The 19447-nt window shown below is 59.9% G+C and carries 20 protein-coding genes and 1 tRNA gene; 4 read left to right on the top strand and 17 right to left on the bottom strand.

Annotated elements, in window-relative coordinates:
* Window positions 1-7: 7 nt before the first annotated feature.
* From D8U60_RS10755 to D8U60_RS10745, 3 genes are all read right to left on the bottom strand, one after another.
* Window positions 8-985: an SDR family oxidoreductase gene (locus D8U60_RS10755; protein WP_130900102.1), complete on the bottom strand. Its 978-nt coding sequence runs from the start codon at window positions 983-985 to the stop codon at window positions 8-10.
* A 19-nt stretch (window positions 986-1004) separates the two neighbouring features.
* Window positions 1005-1235, bottom strand: a complete 231-nt coding sequence (locus tag D8U60_RS10750) for a hypothetical protein (protein ID WP_071174678.1) — start codon at window positions 1233-1235, stop codon at window positions 1005-1007.
* A gap of 90 nt (window positions 1236-1325) precedes the next feature.
* A complete protein-coding gene (locus D8U60_RS10745) occupies window positions 1326-2903 on the bottom strand; it encodes a histidine kinase famiy protein (RefSeq protein ID WP_241663535.1) in 1578 nt (525 codons plus the stop codon).
* A 195-nt stretch (window positions 2904-3098) separates the two neighbouring features.
* Here D8U60_RS10745 and D8U60_RS10740 point away from each other — a divergent pair, with 195 nt between their 5' ends.
* Complete coding sequence (locus D8U60_RS10740) at window positions 3099-4088, top strand: ribonuclease Z (protein ID WP_130900101.1); 990 nt, start codon at window positions 3099-3101, stop codon at window positions 4086-4088.
* A gap of 48 nt (window positions 4089-4136) precedes the next feature.
* On the opposite strand, the gene D8U60_RS10735 is transcribed toward D8U60_RS10740, so the two are convergent.
* From D8U60_RS10735 to dapA, 8 genes are all read right to left on the bottom strand, one after another.
* The gene (locus D8U60_RS10735; protein WP_024012005.1) at window positions 4137-4646 is read right to left on the bottom strand and encodes a DUF892 family protein; all 510 of its coding nucleotides are present in this window, start codon (window positions 4644-4646) and stop codon (window positions 4137-4139) included.
* Between the two features lie 76 nt (window positions 4647-4722).
* Entirely contained in the window at window positions 4723-5607 is an 885-nt protein-coding gene (locus D8U60_RS10730; RefSeq protein WP_130900100.1) for a manganese catalase family protein, read from the bottom strand.
* A gap of 237 nt (window positions 5608-5844) precedes the next feature.
* Complete coding sequence (chrA, locus tag D8U60_RS10725) at window positions 5845-7200, bottom strand: chromate efflux transporter (protein ID WP_130900099.1); 1356 nt, start codon at window positions 7198-7200, stop codon at window positions 5845-5847.
* A 120-nt stretch (window positions 7201-7320) separates the two neighbouring features.
* Window positions 7321-7410 (bottom strand) — tRNA-Ser (locus tag D8U60_RS10720).
* A gap of 84 nt (window positions 7411-7494) precedes the next feature.
* Window positions 7495-8208 (bottom strand): phosphoribosylaminoimidazolesuccinocarboxamide synthase, encoded by a 714-nt coding sequence (gene purC, locus D8U60_RS10715; RefSeq protein ID WP_130900098.1) that lies wholly within the window; start codon window positions 8206-8208, stop codon window positions 7495-7497.
* Window positions 8209-8236: 28 nt separating this feature from the next.
* Window positions 8237-8998 (bottom strand): MBL fold metallo-hydrolase, encoded by a 762-nt coding sequence (locus tag D8U60_RS10710; RefSeq protein WP_130900097.1) that lies wholly within the window; start codon window positions 8996-8998, stop codon window positions 8237-8239.
* Between the two features lie 6 nt (window positions 8999-9004).
* Entirely contained in the window at window positions 9005-10120 is a 1116-nt protein-coding gene (bamC, locus tag D8U60_RS10705) for an outer membrane protein assembly factor BamC (RefSeq protein ID WP_016771264.1), read from the bottom strand.
* 17 nt (window positions 10121-10137) lie between these two features.
* Window positions 10138-11016: a 4-hydroxy-tetrahydrodipicolinate synthase gene (gene dapA, locus D8U60_RS10700; protein ID WP_016771265.1), complete on the bottom strand. Its 879-nt coding sequence runs from the start codon at window positions 11014-11016 to the stop codon at window positions 10138-10140.
* Between the two features lie 328 nt (window positions 11017-11344).
* On the opposite strand from dapA, the gene D8U60_RS10690 reads away from it, so the two are divergent.
* Window positions 11345-11905: a glycine cleavage system protein R gene (locus D8U60_RS10690; RefSeq protein ID WP_071174673.1), complete on the top strand. Its 561-nt coding sequence runs from the start codon at window positions 11345-11347 to the stop codon at window positions 11903-11905.
* A 10-nt stretch (window positions 11906-11915) separates the two neighbouring features.
* Window positions 11916-12389, top strand: coding sequence for a peroxiredoxin (locus D8U60_RS10685; protein WP_041478861.1), 474 nt, complete (start codon window positions 11916-11918; stop codon window positions 12387-12389).
* 119 nt (window positions 12390-12508) lie between these two features.
* Here D8U60_RS10685 and D8U60_RS10680 read toward each other — a convergent pair whose 3' ends face one another.
* Both D8U60_RS10680 and D8U60_RS10675 read right to left on the bottom strand, forming a co-directional pair.
* Complete coding sequence (locus D8U60_RS10680) at window positions 12509-13579, bottom strand: AI-2E family transporter (protein ID WP_016771268.1); 1071 nt, start codon at window positions 13577-13579, stop codon at window positions 12509-12511.
* Between the two features lie 31 nt (window positions 13580-13610).
* Entirely contained in the window at window positions 13611-13850 is a 240-nt protein-coding gene (locus tag D8U60_RS10675; RefSeq protein ID WP_041478863.1) for a sulfurtransferase TusA family protein, read from the bottom strand.
* Between the two features lie 98 nt (window positions 13851-13948).
* Between D8U60_RS10675 and D8U60_RS10670 the strand changes: the two genes are divergently transcribed.
* Window positions 13949-15382: a M48 family metalloprotease gene (locus tag D8U60_RS10670; RefSeq protein WP_024011999.1), complete on the top strand. Its 1434-nt coding sequence runs from the start codon at window positions 13949-13951 to the stop codon at window positions 15380-15382.
* Between the two features lie 81 nt (window positions 15383-15463).
* Here the strand turns inward: D8U60_RS10670 and D8U60_RS10665 are convergent, their stop codons facing one another.
* The 4 genes from D8U60_RS10665 to rpoE form a co-directional block, all read right to left on the bottom strand.
* Window positions 15464-16897 (bottom strand): DegQ family serine endoprotease, encoded by a 1434-nt coding sequence (locus D8U60_RS10665; RefSeq protein WP_130900095.1) that lies wholly within the window; start codon window positions 16895-16897, stop codon window positions 15464-15466.
* Between the two features lie 208 nt (window positions 16898-17105).
* A complete protein-coding gene (locus D8U60_RS10660; RefSeq protein ID WP_130900094.1) occupies window positions 17106-18071 on the bottom strand; it encodes a MucB/RseB C-terminal domain-containing protein in 966 nt (321 codons plus the stop codon).
* Window positions 18072-18079: 8 nt separating this feature from the next.
* Window positions 18080-18667, bottom strand: a complete 588-nt coding sequence (locus D8U60_RS10655; RefSeq protein WP_008077804.1) for an RseA family anti-sigma factor — start codon at window positions 18665-18667, stop codon at window positions 18080-18082.
* Between the two features lie 30 nt (window positions 18668-18697).
* A complete protein-coding gene (gene rpoE, locus D8U60_RS10650; RefSeq protein WP_003172477.1) occupies window positions 18698-19279 on the bottom strand; it encodes an RNA polymerase sigma factor RpoE in 582 nt (193 codons plus the stop codon).
* Between the last annotated feature and the right edge of the window lie 168 nt (window positions 19280-19447).

The following is a 19447-nucleotide window of genomic DNA, read 5'->3' as shown; positions in this document are numbered from 1 at the left end:
GGAACAATCAAAGCTGTAATAGAACCACGCCCACCAGTACGGCAATCACTGCCGATACCGCCAGCACTTGAGTCGAAGTCAAGGCCAGCGCCGCGTCCTTTGAGCGGCCGATAAAGCGGCCACGGGTCTGATGCCGATCCGGCTGCGCTTCGAACAGGTTGTCCGGGTGCTCGTTGTCTTCAGGCTCATTGGTCTGCTGACCGGACCATGCACTTCGCGCCATCAAACGGTCGAGCAGACCGGGCATGACCGACTGGCCGACAATCGCTTTGATCGTCGACCACCCCAGCCACAACTCTCGCGGCGGACGCTTTATCACACTGAAAATCGCCCGTGCCGCTACGTCGGGGTCGTGAATCGGTGGCACCGGTTGGGGACGCTTGGGCAATTTGTTGCGCGCCCAATCGAACTGCGGGGTATTGATCGCCGGCAATTGCACCATGCACACGCGAATATGGCTGCGCTCATGCAGCAACTCACAGCGCAATGAATCAGTAAAACCGCGTACAGCGAACTTCGCCCCGCAATAGGCGGCCTGCAACGGAATGGCGCGATAGGCCAGTGCCGAGCCGACCTGGATGATCAGGCCCTTGTTGCGCGGACGCATCAACGACAGCGCCGCCAAGGTGCCATGAACCGTACCGAGATAGGTCACCTGAGTGACGCGCTCGATCTCGGCGGCGGACAATTGTTCTATCGGCGAGAGCACCGTGACCATCGCCGCGTTGACCCACACCGCCAGCGGCCCAAGCGTGGCTTCCAGTTGCTGCGCGGCCTCTTGCACGGCGAGCGCATCGGCGACATCGACGCTAACGGTTTCAACCTGAACGCCATACGCTTGCAGCTCCTCCTGCGTGGCGGCCAGTCCCGCCGGATCACGCGCCAACAGGCCAATGCGGTAGCCCCCAGCGGCAAATCGATGAGCCACCGCGCGCCCCACGCCAGCACTGGCGCCGCTTATCACCACCAAAGGTTGCTCCTGCATGAACCGTTCTCCCTGATGCTCAGTCGATCGGCCCGATATTGATCATCAGGTCATCGCCCAGCCCTTGCACCTTGGCCAGTACGTCCACCGGCGTTTCGCTGGAAAAATGCACGACGTAGCCCATGCCGCTGCCGTCCTCTTCGATTGCACTGACCCACGACTCCACCTCGTCAGCATCCAGCCCCAGCGCCTGGCCGAACTGGCGGTTGCGGTGATCGGAATCGGTTTCGTCCATCGGATAATCACTCATAGCAAACATCTCCTCGGGGATAGTCCCCTCACTGGTTGCTCAATGTGGTCTTAAGGATGGACGCCGAACGTTCACTGACAGTTCGTTTTTTCAGCCGAGCATCGAGCGCAGCTTGCGCAGCAGATCCACCGGCGCGTAGGGCTTGGCGATCAATTCGAACTCATTGTCAGCCAACTCATTGGGCGTCGACTCGTCCGCGCAGTAGCCGGTCGTCAGCAGGATCTGCATGGCCGGATAGCGCTGGCTGATTTCCCGCGCCAGTGCCAGCCCGTTCATCTCACCGGGCATGACCAGATCGGTGAAGACCAGCTCAAAGTCGCTACTCTGCAACATCGCCAGTGCCTCGCTCGCGTCTGCAGCGATGGTGGTGCGGTAACCCTGTTCGGACAGTACGAAGCGCGCCAGTTCAGCAACTTCGGCGCGATCCTCGACGATCAGGATGCGCTCCGTGCCCTTGAGATTTTCTGCGGTTTCAGCGGAGCCAGGTGCCGATAGCTGACTGTCATCCGCCGGGAAGAACAGGCGCACCGTGGTGCCGAGCCCCGGTGTCGATTCGATTTTGACCACACCGCCGGATTGCTTGACGAAGCCGTAGACCATCGATAGCCCGAGGCCAGCGCCGCTTCCTTCCTCTTTCGTGGTGTAGAACGGCTCCATGACCTTGTCGAGATCGTCAGCGGCAATGCCCACGCCGTTATCGGCGATCGCGATGCAGACGTAACGCCCCGCCGCCAGTCCGCCCTGATGTGGATCCGTGGCATCCGGGACAACGACGTTGCGGGTCTGCACGGTGATCACCGGCTGTTGCTGCTGCCCCAACGCATCGCGGGCATTGGACAGCAGATGATTCAGTGCCATCTCGGCCTGCGCCGGGTCGAGCCGGCAGTTCCACAAGTCCTCGGCCAGTTCGAATCGCGGTTCCAGATCGGCGGATTCATGCGACGGCAACGGAGAGCGCTCAAGCAAGGCATTGAGATTGATCACCCGGCCTTCGAGCCGTTGTCGGCGGGAGAATGCCAGCAGATGCTGGGTCAGCAAACGTGCTTTTTCCGCCGCCGCGCGAGCGTGGCCGGCGCCGACCACGATGCGTTGCGGATCAATGCTCGGCCGCTTGGCGGTGTGCTGGATCAGCTCGATGTAGCCGATCATCACTTGCAACAGATTGTTGAAATCGTGGGCGATGCCACCGGTCAACTGGTCCAGCGCTTCCATGTTCTCGCTGTAGCGCAGGCCGTCCTCGGCGTCGCGTCGGCGGCTGACGTCCATTTGCGAGGCGAAGAAATACACCAGTTGCCCGCGCTCGTTGAATAGTGGCGCGATAAACAGCTCGTTCCAGAACGACGAGCCATCCTTGCGATAGTTGAGTACCTCCACGCAGGTTTCGTGTTGATGTTTGAGCGCTTGCTTGACCTGTTGCAAGACGGAACGATCAGTCTGCTCGCCTTGCAGAAACCTGCAGTTGCGCCCGAGCACTTCTTCCAGCTCGTAGCCGCTGAGTTCAAGAAACGCATTGTTGGCAAAAATGATGGGATCGTCGGGCTGCGCTGGATCGGTGACAATCATGGCCATGCGGCTGACCTGCACCGCCGCGAAAAACACATCTTTGCGTTCTTGCGAAAGGGTCGCCGCATCGGCGCGGTCGACGATCGGCCTGGATTTTCTGGGCAAGTTGACCTCCGCTAAGTGACTCCGTTTCGCTGTGACCATCATCAGCGAGCGAAGTGCCAAGGCCAGAAGCCGACAGCGCGGGTGTCCGATGAATTGTCGCAGTCCATCGATGGATCCGAATCGCCTCGCTGGTTGTCGAAAGCTCACCGAGAACTGCACGCAATATCTGAAATCCGATCCGCCAGGAGAACCACCGTGGATTTGTTGTTTCTGGGCACGTCTGCCGGCGTGCCGACCCGCCAGCGCAACGTCAGCGCAACAGCATTGATCGCCTCTGCCGGCAAGGGCTGGTATCTGATCGATTGCGGTGAAGGCACCCAGCATCAGGTGCTGCGCACGCCGCTGTCACTGAGTGAATTGCGGGCGATTTTCATCACTCATGTGCACGCCGATCACTGCCTGGGCTTGCCGGGTCTGCTGGCGAGCACCGGCATGTCCGGACGCACGCGGCCGCTGGACATTATTCTGCCGGCGGCGCTGCATCCGTGGCTGAGAATGAGCCTTGAGGTGACGCAATCGCATCTGCCCTTCGAGATCAACCTGCACGCTGTGGAAACGCTTACCGAATGGCGCAACCTCAACGTTCTGGTGCAGACCGTCGAGTTGTCCCACCGCGTGCCGTGTCACGGTTATGTATTTACCGAGTCCGATCCGGAACCGCGTCTCGACGTGCAGCGACTCGACGCTGAAGGCATCGAACGCGGCCCGCTCTGGGGTCAGTTGGCCCATGGTCAGGACGTGGAGGTTGACGGGCGGATGCTGCACGCTCGCGACTATCTGCTGAGCGCGCGACCTGATCGGCGCATCATCGTCTGCGGCGACAACGATCGGCCGGCACTGCTGGCAGAAGTGGCGCAATCGACGGATGTGTTGGTGCATGAAGCGACATTCGTGCAGGCAGCAATCGACCGCGCTCGTGCCAGTTACGGCCACAGCAGCGCCGCCGCTGTCGCCGTTTTCGCCGAATCCGCTGGGGTGCGCAATCTGGTGTTGACGCACTTCAGCGCACGCTATCAGACCAACCCGGCGCTGAGTCCATCCATCGAAGATGTGCGCAGTGAAGCGGCGGCGCTGTATGACGGCCAACTGATTCTCGCGCGGGATCTACAGCGCTATCACTTGGATCGGCTGGGTCATTTGCAACCGGTGGAGATCGAGCGCAAGCCGCTGCAGGTCGCACCGTAATTTGATAGCGCGTCCGCCCGTCTGGCAGGCGGACGCCGGTGGGCATGGTTACTTCTTGGCTTCTTTGTCCGGATCCGCCGAGCGTTCGAGAAACGCGTCGGTCAGTTGCGGCAAATGCTTGAGCAGCCATTCAGCCATGGCCACTTCCTGCGGCAGAATCTGTTCGCAGGCCTTCTGCGTCTGCGTGTCCCCCGCCGCTTTCGCCGCTGCGATCAGCACGGTATAGCTGGCGACCTCCATGTTTTCGAAAACGTAGCCGGCCATGGCGCCCTTGATCACTTCATCGCTCATCAAGGAGCCGCCAACAGCCTGACCGAACGCCATCAATTTGCCGCCCAGGTCTTTCATCGTCGAGGATTCACCGCCCAGACGTTGCAGGCATTCGTCGATGAGTTTCTGCTGACCGAGGGTTTCTTCGATGTGCTGATCGATGCGCGCCTTGAGCTGCGGGTAATGTTCCAGACGCTTGGATTGTGCCTTGAGCATTTGCTCGGCCTGTTGCTCCATGGCATGGGCATCACGCAGCCAGTCGAGCAGGTTTTCCTGTGGAGTAGCCATGTCGAGTCCTCTTCTTGATGATTTCACAGTGATCAACCGGGGCGCGCCGCCTGATGTCCGGCGCGCCCCACGTGCCTTATAAACCAGGCTTGGCCTGCGCGCCGGAGCCCAGATCCGCACCGGTGACCGGCTCGCTGTTGGGGTCGGACATGGTGCGCATCTTCATGTTTTCCAGCAGCGCTTCGTCGGCGCTGTCCAGTTGCACGGTGGCCAGGCCATCGCCGCCGTCGACCGCCGGCGTCGGGTTTTCGACGAACTCCCAATCGTCGCCCTGATTCCACGGGCCGCGCATGCTTTCGGTACCTTGCGACATGTTGAAGTAGACGTTGGTGAACTCAGGCATGCCGGGCAGCTTGCCTTGCGGGAAGTTTGGCTGAATCGAATGCAGGGCTTTTTCGAACGACAACTGGTGGGCGATCTCACGGGTCATCAGAAAGCCCAGCGCCTCTTTTACGCCGGGATCGTCAGTCACGTTCATCAAGCGCTCATAGACGATCTTCGCCCGTGCTTCAGCAGCAATATTGGAGCGCATGTCGGCGGTCGGCTCACCGATGGTATCGACGTACGCCGCCGTCCAGGGCACACCGGCAGAGTTGGTCAGCGGCGAACCGGCACCGTAGAGCAGGCTGGTGATGTGCGAGTCATTGCCGTTGCCATTGAGCGAGCGATACAACTCGCCCTCCTGCTCGACGCCTTCGGCCATCCGGCCTTTCGCGCCCTTGTTGAGCATGACGATGATCGAGCCAATGATTTCCAAATGGCTGAGTTCTTCAGTGGCGATATCCATCAGCAAGTCCTTGCGTCCCGGATCGTCCTCGGCCAGGGCTTGAGTGAAATAGCGCGAAGCCGCCGCCAGTTCACCTTGTGCGCCGCCAAACTGCTCGAGCAACAGATTGGCCAGCCCCGGATTGGGCTCGGCGACACGAACGGTGTATTGAAGTCGCTTGTTATGTAGAAACATGACAAATCTCCTCAGTCGGGTAAGCGTGGCAAGTTCTGGGTAAAAGTTTGCCTACCCTTTTGTGAAGCATTGTCGTTGCGGAAATTTCAAAAAATTTGCGGCGACAGGACAAATGGTTTGAACCGCGCGAACAAGCGAAACGGGCTGTACCGCTGGGGATATTCGCACTGGAATGACCGGAACTTATGGCCGGAGTCGAGTCTCCAGCGCGCGATTCGATTTCCGGCGCCGCGATCACTAACGCAGCAAATGCACCACCAACCCAACCAACGCACAGCCCAGCAACACCTGAATCACGCCGCGCTTGAAGCGAAACAGGGCAATGGCCGCGGCAAGCGCAATCAACGCCGATGGCCAATCCAGGCTGCCGCTGAAGCCTTGCGGCCAGAGCACGTGGTAGCCGAAGAAACACGCCAGATTGAGAATCACGCCAACCACCGCAGCGGTGATCGCGGTCAGTGGGGCGGTGAATTTGAGTTCGTCGTGCGTCGACTCCACCAGCGGGCCGCCGGCGAGGATGAACAGGAAGGAAGGCAGAAAGGTGAACCACGTCACCATTGCGGCAGCGACCGCTCCGGCGAGAAACACCTGATCGGCGCCGAACACCTGCGTCACATAAGCGCCGACAAAACCGACAAACGCCACCACCATGATCAGCGGCCCCGGTGTGGTTTCGCCCAGCGCCAAGCCGTCGATCATCTGCGTCGGGGTCAGCCAGCCGTAGTGACCGACCGCACCTTGATAGACATAGGGCAGCACCGCATAAGCTCCACCGAAGGTGAGCAGCGCTGCCTTGGTGAAGAACCAGCTCATCTGCGTCAGTGTGCCCTGCCAGCCGAATAGCGCGGTCAATACTCCCATCGGCAACGCCCAAAGCGCGGCACCGATCACGGCGATCAAGGCCAGTTTCGTCCAGCTGAAACGGGCATGGGCCGGGGTTGGCGTGTCGTCGTCAATCAACGCCGCGCCGAAAGACTTCTTCGCTGCGCTATGCCCGCCGGCCCTGAATTTCTCCGGTGCCAGTCGACCGCCGAAATAGCCAATCACCGCCGCACCCAGCACGATCAACGGGAACGGCACATTGAACGCAAAGATCGCGGTAAACGACGCTGCCGCAATCGCCCACAGCCAATTGTTCTTCAGCGCCCGCGAACCGATGCGATGCGCCGCCTGCACGACAATGGCCGTCACCGCAGGCTTGATCCCGTAAAACAGCCCGGCGACCACCGGCACTTCACCGAAGGCGATATAGAGCCACGACAGGAAAATCAGGATGAACAGCGAAGGCAACACAAACAACGCCCCGGCCACAATCCCGCCCCAGCTCCGATGCATCAGCCAGCCAATGTAAGTCGCCAACTGCTGCGCCTCAGGCCCGGGCAGCAACATGCAATAGTTCAAGGCATGCAGAAAACGCCGCTCGGAAATCCAGCGCCGCCGCTCGACCAACTCCTGGTGCATGATCGAAATCTGACCGGCCGGCCCGCCGAAACTGATGAAGCCCAGCTTCAACCAGAACCAGAACGCCTCGCGCAGACTCACGGCCTGCGGCCTAACGTCGTCATCACCCGCCAACGGCTGAACTTCACTCATCGAGCTGTTCCTTTTATGCAGTCGGCAGGTTGTACCCGAAAAGCGCAACGAACAAAACGCCAGAAACGAAAAAGCCCCCGTAATCAGCAATGATTACGGGAGCTTCGTCTTGTTCAATAATGGCGGAGAGATAGGGATTCGAACCCTAGGTACCGGTGAAGGTACAACGGATTTCGAATCCGTCCCATTCGGCCACTCTGGCATCTCTCCAACGGCGCGCATCATAACAACACTTTCGTTGGTTGCGAACCCCCCAAACGAAATTTTTTCCGTGCTATCAGATGCTTGCGTCGATTAAAGCAGTACGCCCAGACGAGCGGCGACTTCTTCGTAGGCTTCGATGACATCACCGAGGCCTTGGCGGAAGCGGTCCTTGTCCATCTTCTTCTTGGTGTCCTTGTCCCACAGACGGCAGCCGTCCGGGCTGAACTCGTCGCCGAGGACGATGGAGCCGTCGCTGAACACGCCGAACTCAAGCTTGAAATCGACCAGCAGCAGGCCGGCGTCGTCGAACAGTTTGCTCAGGACTTCGTTGACCTTGAGCGACAGTTCCTTCATGCGCGACAGTTGCTCGGCGGTGCCCCAACCGAACGCCACGACGTGGGATTCGTTGATGAACGGGTCGCCCTTGGCGTCGTCCTTCAAGAACAGTTCGAAGGTGTACGGGTTGAGCTTCATGCCCTCCTCGACGCCCAGACGCTTGACCAGGCTGCCGGCGGCATAGTTACGCACGACGCATTCGACCGGGATCATGTCGAGCTTCTTCACCAGGCATTCGTTGTCGCCCAGCAGTTTGTCGAACTGGGTCGGCACGCCGGCCGCTTCGAGCTTTTGCATGATGAAAGCGTTGAACTTGTTGTTCACCATACCTTTGCGATCGAGCTGTTCGATGCGCTTGCCGTCGAACGCCGAAGTGTCGTTGCGAAACAGCAGGATCAAGCGGTCAGCGTCGTCGGTCTTGTAAACCGATTTGGCTTTGCCGCGGTAGAGTTCTTCACGTTTTTCCATGATGGGCTCCGCTTGCTAAGTAGGTGGGCTAGGCGATGTGGCGCCAGTCGAGCCCTGAATCTTGATCGGCCAGTTGCAGCCAGTCCGGGTCGCACCCGAGGGTGTCGACAAAACATTGCCGGGCCAGCTGCGGCAGGTTGTTCTTGCTGCTCAGATGGGCCAGCACCAGGTGTTGCAAACCCTGCCAGCCCAACTCGGCCACCAGGAATGCCGCCTGATGGTTGTTCAGATGTCCGCGTTCGCCGCCCACCCGTTGCTTGAGAAAGTACGGGTAGTGACCACGGGCCAGCATGTCGCGACAATGGTTCGACTCGATCATCAATGCATCGAGGTCCCGATAGCCATCCAGCACCCGCTCGCAGAACGATCCCAGGTCGGTCAACAGGCCGAAGCGCCGCTGTTCATGATCGCTGAAAACGTACTGGGTCGGCTCCTGCGCGTCATGGGCCACGGCAATGACCCCGACGTTCAGTGCGCCGATCTGCAGTTGCTCGCCGCCGGCCAGAAAGCCAGCGGGTTCAAGCGGTTTGCGCATCCCGCGCAACGTGCCGCGACTGAGGTAGACCGGCAGATTGTAGCGCCGAGACAGCAAACCCACGCCATGCACGTGGTCGGCATGTTCGTGGGTCACGAGTATCGCGCTCAGTTGCGCCGGGTGAACACCCAGGCGCAAAAGACGTCTTTCGGTTTCCCGCAGGGAAAAACCACAATCCACCAGCACGTACGTATCAGCACTGGCGATCAGCGTGCCGTTCCCTTGGCTACCGCTGCCGAGAACGGCAAAACGCATATCGGATCAGCCCAGGTTGTCCTGAATCACGCTCAACACTTTACGCGCGACATCGGCCGGCGCGACGGTGTTGATGTTCTTTTCGACGGTGACCTGGATGTTCTCGCCCACTTTGCTCAGGCGAACCTGATAACGCTCGGCGCGGGCTTCGACTTCTTCCTTGCTCGGCGCACTGCCGAACAGGCTGCTGAAGAAGCCAGGCTTGTCGTCTTTCTTCTCGGCTTTTTCGGCCAGGTTGATGTAGTACAGGCCCAGGCTGCGGTTGATGTCTTCAACGCGCCATTCGCCCTGTTCCAGCGCACGGCCGACGCTCGACCAGGCGCGGTCCAGATCGGTACCGACGTTCAACACCGGGTTGCCGCTGCCGTCTTCGTTCAGGCTGACACGGCTCGGCGCGTCGAAATCACGCGAGGCCAGCATCGACACCGAACCGCCCTTCTCGGAGGTGCGGCTCATGCTCGCGAGCATGTCGTCGACCAGCGCAGCGTCCAGGCCAGTGTTGACCGAACGGTTGGTGAAGGCCACGTCGGCCGTGCTGCCGGCAGGACGCTCGGCGCTGACCACGTAGATTTCACTGGTGTTGCGCTGCACGCCCGGCTCGATGCGCACACGCACGCGGGTTTCGCTGTCGCTGGCGATACCGGCCGCACTCAGGCGCTTGGCCATCGACGCGGACAACTCGTCGGAGTGCTGCCAGGTGGTGGTGAATTCACCGGTCTGCGGACGCTGTTCATCCAGACGGAAACCGTTGTCCTGGAAGAACTGCAGCGCCACTGGCCAGACTTCGGCCGGCGGGTGCTGAGCCACGACCCAACGCGAATCACCGCTCTTCTGCAGCGAGTAATCAGTTGCGTCGGCAACCGCCGAAAGCGGCTGAGGACGCGGCACAACGTACTCGCCCGTCGCGGTGTCATCGGCCACGTTGCGCGGGATCGGCAACAGCGGATCGAGACGTTTGGCAGTGCTCACATCCGGTGGCAATTGCATCGGTGCAGTCTGTTGCGCTTGCAGGTAATCGCTTCCACGGTCGCGGAAATAACCTTCCGGCCCCCAGACCCATCCGCAGCCACTGGTGCTGGAGATAATCAAGGCAAGTGCGGAAAGTCCGGCCATTCGCTTCATGCGTTGTACTTCCTCAATTAAACCAGGACGTTGCACTGGCGCAGGGCCGAGCGCAGCGTTTCATGACAAGGGGTGCTCAGCCAGGTCAGTGGCAGGCGGATGCCTTCGTGCATCAGGCCCATTTCGACCAAAGCCCACTTCACCGGAATCGGGTTGGCTTCGATGAACAGGTCCTTGTGCAGCGGCATCAGTTTTTCGTTGATTGCGCGTGCGGTATCGGCGTCGCCCTTGAGCGCGGCCTCGCACAGGTCAGCCATTTCGCGCGGGGCGACGTTGGCGGTGACCGAGATGTTGCCTTTGCCGCCCAGCAGGATCAGCTCGACAGCGGTCGGATCATCGCCGGACAGCACGATGAAATCCTTGCTCACGCCATCGATGATCGCTTTGGCGCGCTTGAGGTCGCCGGTGGCTTCCTTGATGCCGATGATGTTCGGCACGGTGGACAGGCGAATCACCGTCTCGGCCTGCATGTCGCAGGAGGTGCGGCCGGGAACGTTGTAGAGAATCTGCGGAATGTCCACCGCCTCAGCGATGTGCTTGAAGTGCTGGTACAGGCCTTCCTGGGTCGGCTTGTTGTAATAAGGAACCACCAGCAGGCAGGCATCGGCGCCGGCGGCCTTGGCGTTGCGGGTCAGCTCGACGGCTTCGCGGGTCGAGTTGGCGCCGGTGCCGGCGATGACCGGAATGCGCCCGGCAACCTGTTTGACCACGGCTTTGATGACGGCGATGTGCTCTTCTACATCAAGGGTGGCCGACTCGCCGGTAGTACCGACGGCGACGATGGCATGGGTGCCGTTCTTGAGGTGGAAGTCCACGAGTTTGCTGAGGCTGTCCCAGTCAAGACGCCCTTGTGCATCCATGGGAGTGACCAGTGCCACCATACTGCCCGCAATCATGAAACCGCTCCTGCCGGAAAAAGAGAGCGGTAATGGTACTGGCGCCAAGATGCTTGCACAAGCGAAGTACTGCGCCGCCGCCATTCCCCTTGGCGCCGCTTTTCGCTACCCTTCAGACTTTGATCGGTACAGATCAGCTTGTACGCCGGGTTTCAGCCTCCCCTTTCGGCCTCCCAGGCCCCGTTCCTGCGTCGCATCGACGCGCTCCCGCACAGTGGAGCGAGCCGCGAACGCTGGCCGGGGCTCTTTATACGGACCGCCAGAACAGGCACGCCCGGCCACCAATGCCCGTCAACCTACCGACCGCTCATCGCTTTAGGAATGCTGCATGTCCACCCCCACAGTTCGCGAACAATTCCTTGTCATCAGTGCCCTCGGCGCCAACCCCATGGAGCTGACCAACGTCCTGTGCCGCGCCAGCCATGAAAACCGCTGCGCCGTCGTCACCTCTCGCCTGACCCGCCACGGCGAGTGCAGCGCCCTGGTGCTGGAAATTTCCGGCAGCTGGGACGCCCTCGCGCGCCTCGAAGGCAGCCTGCCATTGCTGGCCAAGCGTCACGCTTTCACCGTCAACGTGGTGCGCAGCGCCGCTCTGGAAAATCGTCCGCAAGCGCTGCCTTACGTGGCTTACGTCAGCTCGGCGTATCGCCCGGACATCATCAATGAGCTGTGCCAGTTCTTCATGGACCACAACGTCGAGCTGGAAAACCTCACCTGCGACACCTATCAGGCGCCACAGACCGGCGGCACCATGCTCAACGCCACGTTCACCGTGACCCTGCCGGCCAACACGCAGATCAGCTGGCTGCGCGATCAGTTCCTCGATTTCGCCGACGCGATGAACCTGGATGCCCTGATCGAGCCCTGGCGCCCACAAAACCCAATGTAAGGAAGCTTTCATGGCCGTAGTCATCGACCAACCGGTTGCGGATTTCACCGCACCTGCGACCAGCGGGCAGACCGTCAGCCTGTCCGAACTCAAGGGCAAGCAAGTGGTGATCTACTTCTACCCGAAGGACAGCACCCCGGGCTGCACCACTCAGGGCCAGGGCTTTCGCGATCAATATGCGGCGTTCAAGGCTGCCAACACCGAAGTCTTCGGCATTTCCCGCGACAGTTTGAAGTCGCACGAAAACTTCAAAGGCAAACAGGAATTCCCCTTCGAACTGATCAGTGACAAGGACGAAGCGGTTTGCCAGTTGTTCGACGTGATCAAGCTGAAAAAGCTGTATGGCAAGGAATACCTGGGCGTTGATCGCAGCACTTTCCTGATTGATAAGGACGGTGTGCTGCGTCAGGAATGGCGTGGCGTGAAAGTGCCGGGGCATGTTGATGCCGTGCTGGCGGCGGCTGAGGCTCTGAATAAAGCCTGATGTTTTTGCTGCGTCATCACCGACGCCATCGCTGGCAAGCCAGCTCCCACAGGGTTCAGCACATACAAAACCTGTGGGAGCTGGCTTGCCAGCGATGAGGCCAAAAGCCTCACCCCGATTTAAAGCAACGGCGCCACCACCGGCTCCTTGCGCGGCCACGCATCCAGCACAGCCTTGAACAGCGTCGCCAGCGGGATCGCAAAGAACACCCCCCAGAATCCCCACAACCCGCCAAACAACAGCACCGCGCAGATGATTGCCACCGGATGCAGATTCACTGCTTCCGAAAACAGCAACGGCACCAGCACGTTGCCGTCCAGCGTCTGAATGATCCCGTAGACCGCCATCAGGTAGATGAACTGGTCGCTCCAGCCCCACTGGAACAGCGCAATCAGCAGCACCGGTACGGTCACCACCACCGCACCGACATACGGCACCACCACCGACAAGCCGACCAGCAACGCCAGCAGCGCCGCGTAGTTGAGGCCCAGCGCGATGAAGGCGATGTAGGTCACGCCGCCGCAAATCACGATCTCGATGCCTTTGCCACGTATGTAATTGGCGATCTGCCGGTTCATTTCCTGGGCGACGCGGGTGATCAGCGCGCGTTCGCGAGGCAGATAGCCACGCACCCACTCGCCGATCATCGCCCGATCCTTGAGGAAGAAGAACACCAGAATCGGCACCAGAACCAGGTAGATCATGATGTTCACCAGCAGCGGCAAACTCGACAACGAGAAAGTCAGTGCCCACTGACCGAACTTGCCAATCTCGCCCCGCGCCGCTTCGATCGCCTGCAGGACTTGCTCGTCAGACACCAGATGCGGATAGCGCTCGGGCAATAGAAGCAGCAGCGATTGCCACTTGGCGAGCATGCCCGGCAACTCGTTGAACAGCGTGATCAACTGATGCCACAGCAATGGCAGCACCACGACGATAAACAGCATCAGCGCGCCCATGAACAGCGCAAACACCAGCCCCACCGCCACCCCGCCGGGCACACGCAGCCGCTCGAGCGTCACCACCAGGCCCTGCATCAGATACGCCAGCACCATCCCGGCCAACACCGGCGCAAGCATGCCGCCGAGGGTGAGCACGGCGGTGAAGGCGAGAAACAGCAGCACTGCCAGCACCACGGCTTCTTCATCGGAGAAGTAGCGCTGAATCCAGTCGCGTAACACTTTGAACATCAATAATCCCTTCGATTTTAGGCGCGGCGCTTCAGGCTTTTTTCAACCAGTAACGGTAGACGCCAGCCTCGTCTTCTTCGCGCAACAGCGCATGACCGGCGAGTTTGGCAAAGGTACGGAAGTCGCGTTGCGAGCCGGCATCGGTAGCGATCACCTTGAGCACGGCACCGCTGTGCAGTTTGTTGAGTTCCATTTTTGCCTTGAGCAACGGCAACGGACAGTTCAGGCCACTGGCGTCCAGTTCCACGTCATGGGCTACAGCGTCAGTCATTGCGTCACTCCGGTTCGGGTTGTCGAGCTGCCTAGAATATCTGGTCGCAGCTTCGGTGTCCGGCTACAGTAAGGTCTTTGTCCTCCAAGGCTTTGTGCATGACTTTTCTGCGCCCTACCCTGCTGACGCTCGCTTGCCTGCTCGCCTCACCAGGCTTTGCCGACGATCTGCCGTCACTCGGCGACGCCAGCTCTGCCATTGTCTCGCCGCAACAGGAATACCAGCTCGGCCGCGCCTGGCTGGCCATGCTGCGCAGTCAGGTTTCCCAGCTCAACGATCCGCAGCTCAAGGATTACGTCGAATCCAGCGTGTACAAACTGGTGGAGACCAGCCAGGTCTCCGACCGCCGCCTGGAATTCATCCTGATCAACAGCCCACAGCTCAACGCCTTCGCAGCGCCGGGCGGCGTGGTCGGGGTCAACGGCGGCCTGTTCCTCAACGCCCAGACCGAAGGTGAATACGCCTCGGTGCTCGCTCACGAACTGGCGCACTTGTCGCAACGTCACTTCGCTCGAGGCGTCGAAGCCTCACAAAGAATGCAGGTGCCGATGATGGCCGCGTTGCTGGCGGGTATCGTCATCGCGGCGGCAGGCGGCGGTGATGCTGGCATCGCCACCATCGCTGGCACCCAGGCTGCGGCGTTGCAGGAACAACGGCGCTTCTCGCGGCAGAATGAACAGGAAGCGGACCGCATCGGCATTCTCAACCTGGAAAAGGCCGGTTACGACCCGCGTTCGATGCCGACCATGTTCGAGCGCCTGATGCGCCAGTACCGTTTTGACGCCAAACCGCCGGAATTCCTCCTGACTCACCCGGTCACCGAATCGCGTATCGCCGACACTCGCAACCGCGCCGAGCAGGCGAAACCGGGCGGCATCGAAGACAGCATGCGCTACCAGTTGATTCGCGCGCGGGTGCAGTTAATCTACGAGGAAACCCCGGGGCTGGGCGCCAAGCGCTTCCGCGCCCTGCTCGATGAGAACCCGAAAAACGATGTGGCGCGTTACGGCCTCGCCATCGCGCAAATCAAGGGCGGCCAGCTCAACGAAGCGCGAGAGAACCTCAAGCAATTGTTGGCCAAGTCGCCGAACGAGATCATCTACAACCTCGCGCAGGTCGATCTGGACATCACCAACAATCGTCTGCCTGATGCGCAGTCACGGGTCGACCGCATGCTTACGCAGTTCCCGGGCAACTATCCGCTGAATCAGGTGCGTGTCGATCTGCTGTTGAAACAGAATCGCGCCGCCGATGCCGAGAAGGCTCTCGACAGCCTGCTCAAGTCACGCCCGGATGATCCGGACGTCTGGTATCAGGTTGCTGAAACCCGCGGCTTGTCGGGCAACATCATCGGCCTGCATCAGGCGCGCGCCGAGTATTTTGCACTGGTCGGCGATTACCGCCAGGCCATTCAGCAGTTGGACTTCGCCAAGCGCAAGGCGGGCAACAACTTCCCGCTGTCCTCGCGCATCGATGCCCGCCAGCGCGAGCTGATGGAGCAGGAGCGCATGGTCAAGGACATGATGGGCTGAGTCTTTCCCGACAAAGACAAAAGCTGCAGACACAAAAAAACCGCCTCTTTCGAGGCGGTTTCTTTTTACCTGCCTGCTGGCTTATTCAGCCAGTTTGAAGGTGATGAAGCTGGCACGGCCCTGACGCAGCACGCGCATCGACACCGAACGGTTCTTCGGCAACGCCTTGGCGATGTCGGTGAACTCCTTGGCCGAGCCGATGGCTTGATTGTTCAGGTGGGTGATCACGTCACCCGGTTGCAGACCGATCAAGGCCGCAGGACCGTCCTGCACTTCCTTGATCACCACACCACCTTTGAGGTCGTAGGTTTTCTTCTGCTCGGCGGTCAATTCACCGACCGCAACACCGAGGCGGTTGCTGCTGCTTTCAGCGCCGGATTTCGGCAGACCTGCCAGCTCTTTGTCCTCGTCCGGGATTGCGCCGACGGTCAACTCGACGTTCTTGCGCTTGCCTTCACGAATCACTTCCAGATTGGCATTGGCGCCAGCCTTCAGCGCGCCGACCAGATGCGGAAGATCGGCGGACATGACGATCGGCTGACCGTTCATGCTCAGGATCACGTCGCCAACCTGCAGGCCGCCCTTGGCCGCAGGGCCGTCATCCTGGATCTGCGCTACCAGCGCGCCAGCTGGCTTGTCCAGACCGAACGACTCGGCCAGATCCTTGTTCACTTCCTGAATGACCACGCCCAGCCAGCCACGGCTGACCTTGCCACCGCTCTTGAGCTGGTTGGAAACATCCATCGCCACGTCGATCGGAATGGCGAACGACACGCCCATGAAGCCACCGGAGCGGGTGTAGATCTGCGAGTTGATGCCGACCACTTCACCGTTCAGGTTGAACAGCGGGCCACCGGAGTTGCCCGGGTTGATCGGCACGTCGGTCTGAATGAACGGCACATAGTTTTCGTTCGGCAGGCTGCGGCCGACAGCGCTGACGATGCCTTGGGTCACGGTGTGGTCAAAGCCGAATGGCGAACCGATCGCGACGACCCACTGGCCGGCCTTCAGGTCCTGGGACTTGCCGAGCTTGAGCACCGGCAGATCCTTGCCTTCGATTTTCAGCAACGCCACGTCAGAGCGGGGGTCGGTGCCGACCAGCTTGGCTTTCATCTCACTGCGGTCAGCCAGACGGACGAGGATTTCGTCAGCATCGGCGATCACGTGGTTGTTGGTGAGGATGTAGCCATCCGGCGAAATGATGAAACCCGAACCCAGCGATTGCGCTTCACGCTGGCGTCCATCGCCGCGTGGCGAGCGCTGCTGAGGCGGCATGCCGCGCTCGAAGAATTCGCGCAGCATCGGTGGCAGGCCTTCCAGATCCGGCATCTGCTGGTTGACCCGACGGTCCGGCAGTTTCTGCGTGGTACTGATGTTCACCACCGCTGGCGACGCTTGTTCGACCAACTGGGTGAAATCAGGCAGATCGGCCGCTTGCGCAGCAGGCACCGCCTGACCGAGCAACAGCACGGTGGCGAGGATGGAAAGATAAGACTTCAAACTTGGTATCGACATACAGCTCCCGTTACGACGAGCAGGGTTAAGCGATATGGAGCAAAGGAACACCGGAAACCACAGACCGGCATTTTTGTTCCGGGAACAACAAACAAGGCCAGAGCCGTGAGGCTCTGACCTATAAAAAATTTTCAGGGGTTTTGCAAATGAAAATGCTCAGCAAACATTTCGACGTCTCGACGACGAAGTGGAAATGACTGAAATCAGCTCACTGCTTGCTGGTCGCAGCGCCATCGTTGTTACGCATCGATAGAGCGATTCGTTCGGCGGTGCCAATCGGGATTTCGCCGACCACCGTGACCATCATTTCACCCTGCGGCGTGGTCAGGCGACGGGATACCGCGACGGTCGGGCCCAACTGAGTGCGGGTGTCAGTGACGGTTGCGCCATTCAACGGTTCAAGGAACACCGAGAAACGCGCCAGACCATCGTCATACATCAGACTGCTGACCTGGGTCTTGGTTTGCGCATCCTTGTGCGAACTGCTGCTGGTCAGCTCAAAGCCTGGCGGGAGCCAGTCCGAACGCCAGTTCTGCACGGTTTTAGCTGCAGAAGCCTTGTCGCTTGCGATGTTGATCGGCTTGCAATCCGGGTCCGCCAACAAGTCCTTGTCCGACGGGATTTCATCCGTGTCGAGGCTGGTGAACTGGAAGCGCTCGAGCAACTGCCCCTTGTCGTTCAAAAGCAACGACTTGAGCGGCAGCCCGGTCTTCTTGTCCAGGTGCAGCTCAAAACCGTAACGGTGCTGATCACGAGGCGTCAGCGACACGATCACTGCATCACGGCCGGCCACGCGCGACTTGCCAATGACGGCAAGGTCATACCAATTCTTCAGCTTTTTGGGATCCAGCGCACGGGCGGCAGCGTTGGGTGAATCACCCAATCCCGCAATCAGGGTGCCGCTGACGCATTGAGTACGTCCATCAATGCGCACGACTTCCTGAGCCGAGCCGTCGAGCTGTAATAACCGCTCGTGGACCTGGCCATTCTGGACACGATGCCAGATGTTGTGCGTGGAAAAACTGCCGTTGCGCTCGTAAACGAAAGTGCCGTGGAAGCTCTGCTGCTGCTCGGCCTGGCCCAGACGGGTCAACCAGTCCTGGGCCTCGTCAGCGTGGGCTGGAACTATGAACCAGCCACTGAGCAGAAGCGAAAGTAGAGGGATGGCGCGCATGATCCTCCTTAACGGTTTTCCAGGCTTGCGGCACGTGCGTATGGCAGCGCGCTTTCAGTTCCTTTGAGTGCAGCCTGCTGAGCGTGCTGACGCAGATAGCCTGGCAGACGCTGGTCATGCCAGCCTGGCTGACCTTGCAGAACGCCGTTAGCCATAGGGCCAGTCGCTTCCGAGCTCTCGCTGTAACCAGCCAGAACTGCCGGACCTTTGACCTGTGGAGTGGCCAAAGTAGGCTGGTTCGACTGCTGGGCCAGTTCAACACCAGCAATTTCGTCCTGGTTGTACAGGCGAACACCAGCCAGAACGGCCACGGTCACCGAAGCGGCAACAGCGAGGCGACCCAGGTTACGCCATGGGCTGCGGGATACTTTGGCCGGAGCCGTTTCGTCTTCCAGCGCAGCGGACACTGCCGCAGCGATATCCAGACGCGGAAGCAGCAGATCCTTGTGCATGGCTGCCCGAGCGATCTGGTAACGAGCCCAGGTCTCACGGGTATCAACATCATCCAGTGCGCTGAGCACTCGACGCAATTCCAGTTCGTCCGCTTCGTTATCCATCACTGCGGACAGCGATTCCTGCAGGGCTTCACGACTCATGGCGTTCCTCTCTTGGCTGTCGCCGCTGTCTCAGTTTTCCTGCAACAACGGTTGCAGGGCTTTGTCGATGGCCTCCCGAGCGCGGAAAATCCGGGAGCGCACGGTACCCACCGGACACTGCATGACGCTCGCAATGTCCTCGTAACTCAGACCATCGAATTCACGTAGAGTTAAAGCCGTACGCAAATCCTCTGGCAGTTGCTGGATGGTTCGATGGACAGTGCCTTCGATCTCATCCCGCAGCAATGCACGTTCCGGTGATTCGAGATCCTTGAGGCCGTGATCGCCATCATAGAACTCCGCATCCTCTGAACTTACATCGCTATCCGGCGGCCGACGGCCGCGGGAAACCAGGTAGTTCTTTGCCGTGTTAATGGCAATACGGTACAGCCACGTATAAAACGCACTGTCACCGCGGAAATTTCCAAGTGCCCGATACGCCTTGATAAAGGCTTCCTGAGCAACGTCCTGGGCTTCATGGGTGTCGTGCACAAAACGCACGATCAACCCGAGAATTTTGTGCTGATATTTCAGCACCAGCAGATCGAAAGCTCGCTTGTCGCCACGCTGAACGCGTTCGACCAGCTGCTGATCCTCTTCCTGGGTTAGCATGAACACTCCTCGATAAGCCCGGAGGAGACTTGCATTACTAAACGACCAGACTTGCAAACATAGACTCGGGCTTTTCGCAAAAGTTCTCCCCCTCCAAGCAAGTTTCCTGCGGGCTCTGATTTGGCACGCACGAAAAACGCAGCGCGGGATAAACCGGCTGCGCGAATA

It is taken from the genome of Pseudomonas sp. Sample_11 (genome assembly GCF_004307505.1).
Taxonomy (GTDB): Bacteria; Pseudomonadota; Gammaproteobacteria; order Pseudomonadales; family Pseudomonadaceae; genus Aquipseudomonas; species Aquipseudomonas atacamensis.
This window is presented reverse-complemented; position numbering and strand designations above follow the sequence as displayed.

Excerpts from the sequence above, each read along its gene's own strand:
- D8U60_RS10755 (WP_130900102.1), bottom strand. The coding sequence starts at position 985 with ATGCAGGAGCAACCTTTGGTGGTGATAAGCGGCGCCAGTGCTGGCGTG.
- D8U60_RS10750 (WP_071174678.1), bottom strand. The coding sequence starts at position 1,235 with ATGAGTGATTATCCGATGGACGAAACCGATTCCGATCACCGCAACCGC.
- D8U60_RS10735 (WP_024012005.1), bottom strand. The coding sequence starts at position 4,646 with ATGGCTACTCCACAGGAAAACCTGCTCGACTGGCTGCGTGATGCCCAT.
- D8U60_RS10730 (WP_130900100.1), bottom strand. The coding sequence starts at position 5,607 with ATGTTTCTACATAACAAGCGACTTCAATACACCGTTCGTGTCGCCGAG.
- chrA (WP_130900099.1), bottom strand. The coding sequence starts at position 7,200 with ATGAGTGAAGTTCAGCCGTTGGCGGGTGATGACGACGTTAGGCCGCAG.
- purC (WP_130900098.1), bottom strand. The coding sequence starts at position 8,208 with ATGGAAAAACGTGAAGAACTCTACCGCGGCAAAGCCAAATCGGTTTAC.
- D8U60_RS10710 (WP_130900097.1), bottom strand. The coding sequence starts at position 8,998 with ATGCGTTTTGCCGTTCTCGGCAGCGGTAGCCAAGGGAACGGCACGCTG.
- bamC (WP_016771264.1), bottom strand. The coding sequence starts at position 10,120 with ATGAAGCGAATGGCCGGACTTTCCGCACTTGCCTTGATTATCTCCAGC.
- dapA (WP_016771265.1), bottom strand. The coding sequence starts at position 11,016 with ATGATTGCGGGCAGTATGGTGGCACTGGTCACTCCCATGGATGCACAA.
- D8U60_RS10690 (WP_071174673.1), top strand. The coding sequence starts at position 11,345 with ATGTCCACCCCCACAGTTCGCGAACAATTCCTTGTCATCAGTGCCCTC.
- D8U60_RS10685 (WP_041478861.1), top strand. The coding sequence starts at position 11,916 with ATGGCCGTAGTCATCGACCAACCGGTTGCGGATTTCACCGCACCTGCG.
- D8U60_RS10680 (WP_016771268.1), bottom strand. The coding sequence starts at position 13,579 with ATGTTCAAAGTGTTACGCGACTGGATTCAGCGCTACTTCTCCGATGAA.
- D8U60_RS10675 (WP_041478863.1), bottom strand. The coding sequence starts at position 13,850 with ATGACTGACGCTGTAGCCCATGACGTGGAACTGGACGCCAGTGGCCTG.
- D8U60_RS10670 (WP_024011999.1), top strand. The coding sequence starts at position 13,949 with ATGACTTTTCTGCGCCCTACCCTGCTGACGCTCGCTTGCCTGCTCGCC.
- D8U60_RS10665 (WP_130900095.1), bottom strand. The coding sequence starts at position 16,897 with ATGTCGATACCAAGTTTGAAGTCTTATCTTTCCATCCTCGCCACCGTG.
- D8U60_RS10660 (WP_130900094.1), bottom strand. The coding sequence starts at position 18,071 with ATGCGCGCCATCCCTCTACTTTCGCTTCTGCTCAGTGGCTGGTTCATA.
- D8U60_RS10655 (WP_008077804.1), bottom strand. The coding sequence starts at position 18,667 with ATGAGTCGTGAAGCCCTGCAGGAATCGCTGTCCGCAGTGATGGATAAC.
- rpoE (WP_003172477.1), bottom strand. The coding sequence starts at position 19,279 with ATGCTAACCCAGGAAGAGGATCAGCAGCTGGTCGAACGCGTTCAGCGT.